The sequence below is a fragment of the Hyphomonas sp. UBA3601 genome (assembly GCF_002375605.1).
Classification (GTDB): domain Bacteria; phylum Pseudomonadota; class Alphaproteobacteria; order Caulobacterales; family Hyphomonadaceae; genus Hyphomonas.
The window spans coordinates 2,778-8,508 of the sequence record NZ_DFME01000074.1 but is presented as its reverse complement, the minus strand read 5'-3'; the positions used below and the strand labels follow the sequence as shown (position 1 = coordinate 8,508).

The following is a 5,731-nucleotide window of genomic DNA, read 5'->3' as shown; positions in this document are numbered from 1 at the left end:
GACTACAAGGCGCAGATCATCGACGACATCATTCCGCCGGGCGAAGCAATCACAGTCTACAAGCAAGGCGACTGGTTCGACCTTTGCCGCGGCCCGCACCTGCCAAGCACGGGCAAGTTGCCGAAGGCCTTCAAGCTGATGAAGCTGGCGGGCGCCTATTGGCGTGGCGACTCCAAGAACGAAATGCTTCAGCGCATGTACGGCACGGCTTGGGCCAATGAGAAAGACCTCAAGGCGCATCTGCTACGCCTCGAAGAGGCCGAAAAGCGTGACCATCGCAAACTCGCGACGCAGCTCGACCTGTTCCATCTCGACGGCCTGGCGGCGGCCGGGTCCATCTTCTGGCACCCGAAAGGCTACCAGATCTGGTTGCAGATCGAATCCTATATGCGCCGGCGTCTCGATGCGGCCGGCTATGAAGAGATCAAGACGCCGCAATTGATGGATTCGGTTCAGTGGGAGAAATCCGGTCACTGGGGCAAGTATCGCGAGAACATGTTCATCGTGCCGGACTTCATTCCTGAAGGTGATGAAGGCGTGGACATTTCGGTGCCTGACGATGCCAAACTGATGGCGTTGAAACCCATGAACTGTCCGGCGCATGTCGAAGTCTTCAAACAGGGCCAGAAATCCTATCGCGACCTGCCGCTGCGCTTGGCGGAATTCGGGTGTTGCCACCGCAACGAGCCGCATGGCGCGCTGCATGGCATCATGCGGGTCCGTCAATTCACGCAGGACGATGCGCACATCTTCTGCCGTGAAGACCAGATCGTCGAAGAGTCTATCCGCTTCTGTCGCCTGCTCGAAAACGTGTACCGGGATTTCGGCTTTGAGAATATCGCCGTGAAACTCTCCACACGTCCGGATGTCCGGGCCGGGGATGACGCAACCTGGGACCGGGCCGAGAAAGGCCTGCAGGACGCCGTTGATGCAGCGGGCCTGCCCTGTGAGATCATGCCCGGGGAAGGGGCCTTCTACGGACCCAAGCTTGAATTCCAACTCACGGACGCGATCGGCCGGGTTTGGCAATGTGGTACGTTGCAGCTGGACTATGTTCTGCCAGAGCGTCTCGGCGCTGAATATACGGCGTCGGACGGTTCAAAGCAGCGCCCGGTCATGTTGCACCGCGCCATCCTAGGCTCGATGGAGCGCTTTATCGGTATCTTGATCGAGGAGTTTTCCGGCGCTTTCCCTATGTGGCTGTCACCGGTGCAAGTTGTCGTTGCGGCGATCACAGACGCAGCGAACGAGTACGCTGAGGAAGCAGCGGCTGCTCTGCGCAAGGCCGGACTGCGCGTCGAGACCGATCTTCGCAATGAGAAGATTAACTACAAGGTTCGCGAGCATTCGGTTCAGAAAGTGCCAATCATTGCGGTGGTTGGTGGTCGTGAGGCTGAGGACCGTACACTGGCGTTGCGTCGGCTTGGCAGCAATGGTCAGCAAATGATCTCGCTGGAGGATGCCTGCCGCGATCTCGCCCAAGAAGCCCTCGCACCAGACCTGAAGTCCGACTAGTCCGGATCAACAGGTGACAGGTACTGCGGAACACGAAAAGATGCGCAGCATGAGCTACGCACCTTTTCTCGCCGCGGCCTTCCTGTTGTGGCCTTTGACCTCCATCGCAGGGACGCAAGGTAACGTCCTGCTGCTCGCGCTGGCTGCGATTCCTGCATTACTTGTTGCACGGCCCGGTATCCGTCCCGCCCACTACCTGCTGGCGGGCATGGCCTTTCTGGTCTGGGCCGTTGCGAGTGAGTCCTGGTCTCCGGTCTCGCGGGGAATCATCAGTGGGACATTGATGGGCGGCGACTTTGCCATTCGGTCCGCCGGGCTGCGCATCATATTGACGCTTTTCTTCACCACGCTCTTGATAGCCGGTGCATTGCGAACTGCGCCCGGGCGCGCACAGATCTCGTCCCGCCTGATATTGGGAAGCCTCTCCATACATGGTCTGCTGATCCTGCTCAGCCCGGTCTTCGCGACTTCAGTGATGCCCGTCTTCTACGGGGATGATCCGCTCAATCATTCCTCAGGCTTTCAGAACCTTGATCGGGGTGCGAACGCTTTTGCGCTCGTACTGCCTATACTTGTAGCATATGTTGGGGCCCGGCCAGGCTTGGCATGGAAGGGGCTCGCACTGATGATTGCGCTGGCCAGCCTTGTCAGCTTCGGCGTTCTCGGATCGTCAGCCGCCATGTTTGGCGCGGCTTTGACGCTCGTCGCTTTCGTTATTGTTCGGGTCTTCCCAAAGTATGGCCTGCGCGGCCTGTTCACGGCTGTCGCTGCCTATATTGCGCTAGCGCCGATCTTGATGAGTGGGCTGCTCTACATGCTGGAGCGAAGTGGTGTGAACTTGCCGGGGTCTTTCCAGTCTCGCGCCTGGTCGTGGGAAGTCGTGATCGGGAAGATTCAGGAGACACCGCTGATGGGGCATGGTATCGAAGCATCAAAATCCTGGCAGGACACGTATGCAGCCTATCCGGAATGGATGGCGCAGTTGCCGGATTTCTGGGCGCGGTATCCGGTCGTTCCGGGGCATCCGCACAATATGGCCTTGCAGATATGGGCCGAGACGGGCGCAGTTGGTGCATTTGTTGCGGCACTTGCCGTTCTGCTGATCGGATGGCGACTGCCAATTGGGCACAATTTACGCGCGGATATTCACTACGCGATTGGCGGCATGCTGGCGGCGGCGTTCTGCCTGTTCAGTTTTTCCTATAGTGTCTGGAATGAAGCTTTCTGGTCTACCTTGGCGCTCGCTGTCGTTGCGCTGATTGTTCTGTCTCGCCGTGTGAGAGGATCGCTTGGATGACTCTCCCGACAATTACGGCGATCGTTGTGACCTATCATACCGGCCCTCGCTTGCATGAATGTCTCTATGCCCTGAAGTCCGATCCGGACATTTCTGAAATTATCATTGTCGACAACGGAAATCGGCCAGAGGAACAGTCCTGGATCGATGAGTTCGAGGCAAATTCAGATAAAGTCCACATCGTCCGTGATGGCACGAATCCCGGTTTTGGGGCCGGGGTGAACAAGGGTGCGGCGGGGGCGCTCGGCAATCTGCTTCTCGTCATCAATCCGGATGCGGTTCTGCGCCGCGGTTCGCTTGCAAGACTTGTGGCGGCAATGGAGAAGCGTGCTGAACCCGTCCTGGTCGGCGGCAAGATTTTTGATATCCACGGTCGTGAGGAGCGAGGCGCACGACGCAACACGCTGACGCTCTTGCGTGCGATGGGGTTTGGGAAGTGGACGTTGGAAAATGACCCGCCGCCCCGAAACTCCATCGAAGTTGGTGCAGTGTCAGGTGCCTTTTTCATGATGGATCGTCAGGCCTTTCGCAAGATGGGAGGGTTCGACGAGGGCTATTTTCTGCACGTCGAAGATGTCGACCTTTGTCGCCGGGTCCTGAAGTCTGGCGGTAGCGTAGTCTATCAACCTCATGCGGGCGCGTTGCATTATGGGTCGACGTCGGACGTTCCCTCTGAGGCTGTGGTCGAGCACAAGGCGCGCAGCCTTGTGAAGTATTTCAGGAAATTTGCGAACGGCCCGTTGGAGCGTCTGATTGTGACGCTGATTTCACCAGTCATGGTGCGCGCCCTCAAGGCTCGTCGCTAGACGGTTGGACGCCAATCATGGGGGGCCATTTCAAACCCGCTAAATTCGAAGCCCGGGGCAACAATACAACTGACCAGTGTCCATGCGCCCAGCGTTTCCGCTGTCTGCCAGTGTTGCGAAGGGACGACAAGTTGCGGGCGATGCCCAGCCCGCAGGTCAGGACCGAGCGTCACCGCACTTGCCCCTTGGCCGTCGGGTGGCGATAGCGTGAGGGAAAGAGGGCCGCCCGCATGCCATAGCCAGAATTCGTCAGCATCTACTCTATGCCATGCCGAGACTTCGTCAGCTTGCAGCAGATAGTAGATCATCGTGGAACTGGCGCGGCTGCCGTCCGATGTCGGCGCGCGATACGTTTCCCGGAAGTGTCCTCCCTCTGGGTGAGGGGTCAGATCCAGCATGCGGATGATCTCTCGGGCGCCGAGATCTCCGGAAATACCCCGCATCAGAAGCGGTCCTTGCGTCCACGTATTTCGGCGAAGGTTTCGACGGTGTTGCCGGGATGACCCATCGCCGCCTGGAGTACAGGATCGTCGGCACGCAAGAATGGGTTCGTGGCAAGTTCTTTGTCCAACCTCGTTGGAACAGTTGGAAGGCCCTCTGCACGACGCTCGTCAATCCAGAGCGCGTAATCCGTCAGTGCTTTATTCTGCGGGTCGACCGTGACGGCAAACCTTGCGTTGGCCTGTGTGTATTCATGCGCGCAGTAGAGCTGGGTTTCTGGCGGCAGAGCTTTCAGCTTGGTCAGGCTGTTCCACATCATCTCCATCGTGCCTTCAAAAACACGGCCGCAACCAAGTGCAAAGACAGCGTCTCCGACAAATGCGACGTCTTGATCTGAGAAATGATAGGCGATGTGGCCTAGCGTATGCCCGGGCACATCCATCACGCGCGCGTTCGTACGCCCAAATTCGACGATATCGCCTTCGGATAGTTTCACATCAATGCCGGGAATTTTTTCCGCTTCACCGGCTGGTCCGTAAATGGTGCATCCCGTGACTTCCTTGATCCGCAAGTTCCCGCCCGCATGGTCGGGGTGCCAGTGCGTGTTCAGGATGTGCGTAACCGTCCAGCCTCTACGATCGGCCTCGGCAAGGTACTTTTCGGCATCCGGCGTATCGATTGCCGCAGTCTTTCCTGAGACAGGTTCATGAACCAGATAGCCGTAATTATCGTTCAGGCAGGGAAATTTGTGTATGTCGAGGGTGATTTTCGTCATTAGCGTCTCCTGCAGACCAGACTAGCACAGGCCACTTCATGCGTCAGGATGCCGTCACCTTGCAACGTTTCTATGCCTCGCCTTTGGGGCAGGCAGCGACGCGCATCCTGTCCGGCAAGCTGACGGATCTCTGGGGAGATGCGCGCGGCCTCTCTCTGCTGGGGCTGGGATACGCCATTCCGGTGCTCGAGGCCTTTGGTGCTGCGCCGGGGCGCAGCGTGGCAGGTATCCCGCTCGATCATGGACCCGTCTCATGGGACCCGTTCGGTCGCGGCAATGCGGCGGTCGCCATAGGCGATGTTCGGCTACCCTTTCCGGACGGCATGTTTGATCGTGTGATCGTGCTGCATGGGCTCGAGGAATCGGGCAATCCGCGCGCCTACTTGCGGGAAATCTGGCGGATAACGGCTCCGGAGGGGCGTATTGTATTGGCGGCGTCCAACCGGTCCGGCTTGTGGTCGCGCGCGACCAAGACGCCGTTTGGCCAAGGCCGCCCCTGGACACGCGCGCAGCTCATGAATCTGCTTTCGATCGGGCTGTTTCAAGTCACAGCGTCCAGTAGTGCGCTTTACATGCCGCCAATGGCGACACCTTTGGTGAGTTCGGCGGCCGAAGGCTGGGAAGTGATGGGCCGAATGCTCGCGCCGGGGCTCGGTGGCGTGGTGTTGGTGGAGGCAGTGAAACGCCTTTATGCCTCTCCTGGAGGCGGCGCTACAGCACCAGTGACCGAAAAAGTGCGTCTGGCGCGGCCTGCGACAAGCAATGGTCGCGAAAGCCATTGACGCCGCTACGCGCGCCTCGGTAGTTTAGAAACTCCTAATTCGCATTACAGATCAAAGGATTGCGTGCCATGAAACTCGTAACAGCCATCTTCAAGCCGAGCCGATTGGATGCGGG

At 58.6% G+C, this 5,731-nt stretch carries 6 protein-coding genes; 4 read left to right on the top strand and 2 right to left on the bottom strand.

Features of this window, described 5'->3' with window-relative positions; all coding sequences use genetic code 11:
* The 3 genes from thrS to B4F73_RS07555 all read left to right on the top strand — a co-directional run.
* Positions 1 to 1,515, top strand: a 1,515-nt coding sequence (thrS, locus tag B4F73_RS07565) for a threonine--tRNA ligase (RefSeq protein WP_290482908.1), incomplete at its 5' end; no start/stop codon positions are given.
* 49 nt (positions 1,516 to 1,564) lie between these two features.
* Positions 1,565 to 2,812 carry an O-antigen ligase family protein gene (locus tag B4F73_RS07560; protein WP_290482907.1) on the top strand — a complete coding sequence of 416 codons (1,248 nt, stop codon included), beginning with the start codon at positions 1,565 to 1,567 and terminating at the stop codon, positions 2,810 to 2,812.
* On the top strand, positions 2,809 to 3,618 hold the full coding sequence (locus B4F73_RS07555) for a glycosyltransferase family 2 protein (protein WP_290482906.1): 810 nt from the start codon (positions 2,809 to 2,811) through the stop codon (positions 3,616 to 3,618). Before B4F73_RS07560 ends, B4F73_RS07555 begins: the two co-directional genes overlap by 4 nt.
* On the opposite strand, the gene B4F73_RS07550 is transcribed toward B4F73_RS07555, so the two are convergent.
* Both B4F73_RS07550 and gloB read right to left on the bottom strand, forming a co-directional pair.
* The gene (locus B4F73_RS07550) at positions 3,615 to 4,061 is read right to left on the bottom strand and encodes a cupin domain-containing protein (protein ID WP_290480078.1); all 447 of its coding nucleotides are present in this window, start codon (positions 4,059 to 4,061) and stop codon (positions 3,615 to 3,617) included. The two genes, B4F73_RS07555 and B4F73_RS07550, sit on opposite strands and share 4 nt — an antisense overlap.
* Entirely contained in the window at positions 4,061 to 4,834 is a 774-nt protein-coding gene (gene gloB, locus B4F73_RS07545; protein ID WP_290482905.1) for a hydroxyacylglutathione hydrolase, read from the bottom strand. Before gloB ends, B4F73_RS07550 begins: the two co-directional genes overlap by 1 nt.
* 38 nt (positions 4,835 to 4,872) lie before the next feature.
* Here gloB and B4F73_RS07540 point away from each other — a divergent pair, with 38 nt between their 5' ends.
* The gene (locus B4F73_RS07540) at positions 4,873 to 5,616 is read left to right on the top strand and encodes a class I SAM-dependent methyltransferase (RefSeq protein WP_290482904.1); all 744 of its coding nucleotides are present in this window, start codon (positions 4,873 to 4,875) and stop codon (positions 5,614 to 5,616) included.
* Positions 5,617 to 5,731: the final 115 nt, after the last annotated feature.

Coding starts and splice junctions, on each gene's coding strand:
- B4F73_RS07560 (WP_290482907.1), top strand. CDS start 1,565: ATGAGCTACGCACCTTTTCTCGCCGCGGCCTTCCTGTTGTGGCCTTTG.
- B4F73_RS07555 (WP_290482906.1), top strand. CDS start 2,809: ATGACTCTCCCGACAATTACGGCGATCGTTGTGACCTATCATACCGGC.
- B4F73_RS07550 (WP_290480078.1), bottom strand. CDS start 4,061: ATGCGGGGTATTTCCGGAGATCTCGGCGCCCGAGAGATCATCCGCATG.
- gloB (WP_290482905.1), bottom strand. CDS start 4,834: ATGACGAAAATCACCCTCGACATACACAAATTTCCCTGCCTGAACGAT.
- B4F73_RS07540 (WP_290482904.1), top strand. CDS start 4,873: ATGCGTCAGGATGCCGTCACCTTGCAACGTTTCTATGCCTCGCCTTTG.